Source organism: Komagataeibacter kakiaceti JCM 25156 (assembly GCF_000613305.1).
The window spans coordinates 1-3503 of the sequence record NZ_BAIO01000240.1; the positions used below are offsets into that span (position 1 = coordinate 1).

The 3503-nt window shown below is 63.5% G+C and carries 3 protein-coding genes and 1 pseudogene; 2 read left to right on the forward strand and 2 right to left on the reverse strand.

Annotation, left to right across the window (positions count from 1 at the left end):
* The coding region (locus JCM25156_RS32125; RefSeq protein WP_277909444.1) for a TolC family protein at positions 1–383 on the reverse strand (383 nt) is incomplete at its 3' end.
* Positions 384–423: 40 nt separating this feature from the next.
* The gene (locus JCM25156_RS32130) at positions 424–894 is read right to left on the reverse strand and encodes an outer membrane factor lipoprotein domain-containing protein (protein ID WP_025813186.1); all 471 of its coding nucleotides are present in this window, start codon (positions 892–894) and stop codon (positions 424–426) included.
* 220 nt (positions 895–1114) lie between these two features.
* Here JCM25156_RS32130 and JCM25156_RS11460 point away from each other — a divergent pair, with 220 nt between their 5' ends.
* Positions 1115–1819: a TetR/AcrR family transcriptional regulator gene (locus JCM25156_RS11460; RefSeq protein ID WP_025813188.1), complete on the forward strand. Its 705-nt coding sequence runs from the start codon at positions 1115–1117 to the stop codon at positions 1817–1819.
* Positions 1820–2132: 313 nt separating this feature from the next.
* Positions 2133–3503, forward strand: a pseudogene (locus tag JCM25156_RS23785) (TonB-dependent receptor); the annotation flags it as partial.

Consider the following 3503-nt stretch of genomic DNA (forward strand, 5'->3'; position numbering starts at 1 on the left):
GGCACGGGCGGTATGGCGGAGGCGTCGAGCAGTTCATCGGACAGGGCGCGCGGCGGCTCGCCCATGAGCAGGCTGAGCGCGTTGACCTGCGCGACAAGCTGCTGCTCAAGCTGTGGCAGGCGGGCCAGTGTGTCCGTGTACTGCGCGCGGGCCTGTTCCACCTCCAGGTCGCTCGACAGCCCCTTGGCGTAACGCTGCTCGTTCAGGTCCAGCAGGGATTTCGCCACATCGCGGTTTTCCATGACGATGCGCAACTGCTGCTGCGTATTGCGCAGTTCCATGTAGTCCCGCGCCACTTCCGACTGGCGTGAGATCAGGATGGCGCGGCGGGCTTCGTTCGTGGCCTGCGTCTCGGCGGTGGCGGCTTCGTACTGGCGGCGCACCCGGCCCCACAGGTCGATTTCCCATGTCGCGTCGATGCTGTCACGCCACTGGTTGAACAGCGGGATCTTGGCCTCGCCGGGCGGGGGGGGCGTATTGGGAAAATACGGGGTTGTTGCTCAGTTGCGGGTCGCTCTCCACATCGGTCACGATGCGCTGGAGCATCTTGGTGCTGTACTGCTGGCGGGCGTAGGATCCGGTCGCGGACATGGCGGGGTAGCGTTCGGCCCCCGCGATGCGCAGTTCCGCGCGGCTCTGGGCCATGCGGTAGGCATAGCGGCGGACATCGAGGTTATCGGTCGCGACGCGCTGTTCGAGTTTGGTCAGTTCGGCATCATGGAACACGTTCCACCATGCGGTGTCGGGATCATCGGGGGTGGTCTGGCTTGCAACCTGCGCAGGGCTGCCGCTGGCGCCGGTTGCGGCCTGAATACGGTCCGGGCCGCCGTACTGCTTGGGTGTCCAGGGGGTGGGTTTGTGGAAATTCGGGCCAACCGCACACCCGGCGGTCATGACCGACAACCCGACCACCGCCGTTCGCCATGAAATTCCCCTGCCTACCAACCCGGCCCCCTGTTGTCCCTGAAACAGTTAATATAAATCTGTTCTCCATGGCATGGTTTCGCTACCATGGCATGAATGACCGATCAGTTCGGTCAGTCCCCTAGCCTATCGGCTTTCCACACGGGGTCAATCGAAAGTACGCACCGAGTACGGAAGCAGGATGATTTCAATGGGCACCACGGCAGACCATTCAGGCAGGACGCAGGTGCATGACGGCCCGCACTCGGGTGCCTCCGCCGCCAAGCGCCAGCAGATACTGGCCGGTGCCGCGCGTGTCTTTGCCGAAAAGGGGTATGAGGGCGCGAGCATGTCCGGCATCGCGCGTGATGCCGGGGTGTCCAAGGGGACGCTGTATAATTACTTTGACAGCAAGGCCACGCTGTTCTCCGCCTTTGTGGAACAGTGCGCGTGCGAAAAGCTGCCCCTGCTGTTCCGGCGGATAGATGAGGGGGCGAACCTTACGGAATCTCTGGAGCATCTGGCGGCGGCCATGATCGGGCTGCAGACATCGCCGCTGTCGCTCATGCTCAACCGGATCATCATTTCCGAAGCCGCGAAATTCCCCACCCTGGCCGAGACGTTCTGGGCCCATGGCCCCCAGAAGGCCATCGACATCTTCGCAGCCTGGCTCATGCAGCATAATGACGCCGGCGTGCTGAATATTCCCGACCCCGTTTTCGCGGCCGAGCAGTTCTATGCCCTGTGCCAGACCCGCATCGCGGCGCGGGCGCGGCTGCAACTGCCGGTCAATACGGATCAGGCGCATATCGACTTTATCGCCCGCTCCGCCGTGCGCACGTTCCTCAACGCCTATCTGCGCGATGCGTCGCGCCTGCCGCCGCTGGCCATGGAAACCCGACCCGACGGGGCATGACCCGGCGGCGCGCCCGCATGGCGCGCCGTTTCCTGATCCAACCATACGATTTCGCCTGCCCCGCGATCCGGGGCCGGGCCTGTGTTTCCAACGCCCGGCCAGCAGGTCGGGGCGCGGATTCGTGCGGCCATATGTTGCAGACAGGCAACATATGGCGTGCTGGCGCGCGCGCCCTACATTTTCGTGTTGTTATGTTATATTGTACCAAATAAAGCTGCGCCTCCTGATTTCTCCACACCGGATGCGAGGCCGCCGCGCCATGAAACGTTTATGGTTTTTCCCCCATCCCCTCTCTCCCGCCGCGCTGGCGGCCATGACCTGCCTGACCCCGCTTACGGTCGCCATGGCGCAGACCGTGGTGGCCGATACCCCACCCACCTCCACCCCCGCGCAGGCAGGGGAGGACGGGCTGACGCACTCCTCCTCCGCGCCCGAAACCATGACGGTCACGGCCCGGCTGGACCGGGCGCGGTTGCAGTTGCAGCCCTCCACCGGGGCCACGGTCCACGCCTTCAGCCGCAAGGCGCTTGAAACCATTCCCGGCGGGGATAACGCGGGCATGAACAGCGTGCTTCTGCAGGCCCCCGGCGTGGCGCAGGACAGCTACGGGCAGATCCATGTGCGCGGCGACCATAACGAGGTGCAGTTCCGCCTGGACGGCGTGCAGCTACCCGAAGGCATGAATGTGTTCGGCCAGACGCTGATGACCCGTTTTGCCGATAACCTCTCCCTCACCACCGGGGCGCTGCCGGTCGAATACGGGTTCCTGCAGGCGGGCGTGGTGGACATCACCACCAAGAACGGCGCGACCAACAAAGGCGGCAATATCTCGGTTTACGGCGGTGCACGGGATTACTTCTTTCCCTCCGCGCAGTATGGCGGGCAGCACGGGAAGTGGGATTATTTCCTGACCGCCGATTACGTGCATGACCGGGTGGGGATCGAGAACACGACCCCGTCGTTCAACGCGCCGCATGACCTGAGCAACCAGTACCATTTCCTCGGGCATCTGCGGTACACGGTGGATGAGAACACCCGGATCAGCCTGATCGCCGGGGTTTCGAACGCGCAGTACCAGTTGCCCAATATTGCCGGCCAGCCCCTGTTTGGCGATGATTACAGCAGCCTGCTGCCCCATGCGCCGCAAAGTGGCGACCTGAACGAACGGCAGAAGGAAATTACCGATTTCGGGATCCTGTCGCTCCAGAAGGACATCGGGGCGTTCAGTCTCCAGACATCGGTCTTTTCCCGCTACAGCAGCCTCGGCTACAGCCCTGACCCCAATGGGGGCGATCTGGCCTATATGGCATAAGCCAGCATGCCGAACGCTCGGTCATGTCCACCGGCACCCAGAGCGACGTGACATGGCGGCTGCGGCCCGACCATACCCTGCGTTTCGGTTTTCAGGTCTTTGCCGAGCGCAACATAACCAAGGCCGACGCCACGGTGTTCGACGCGCAGGACCGGATGGTCAGCATTCACACCGGCAATGGCCGCACGGGCGACATCTATGGCCTGTACGCGCAGGATGAGTGGCGGCCGCTGCGCAACCTGACCCTCAATTACGGCCTGCGTTTTGATGGCGTGGGCGAATATACCGACCAGCACCAGCTTAGTCCGCGCCTTAACGTGGTCTGGCGCGCATGGAAGGGGGCGGCGCTGCATGCGGGGTATTCGCGCTACT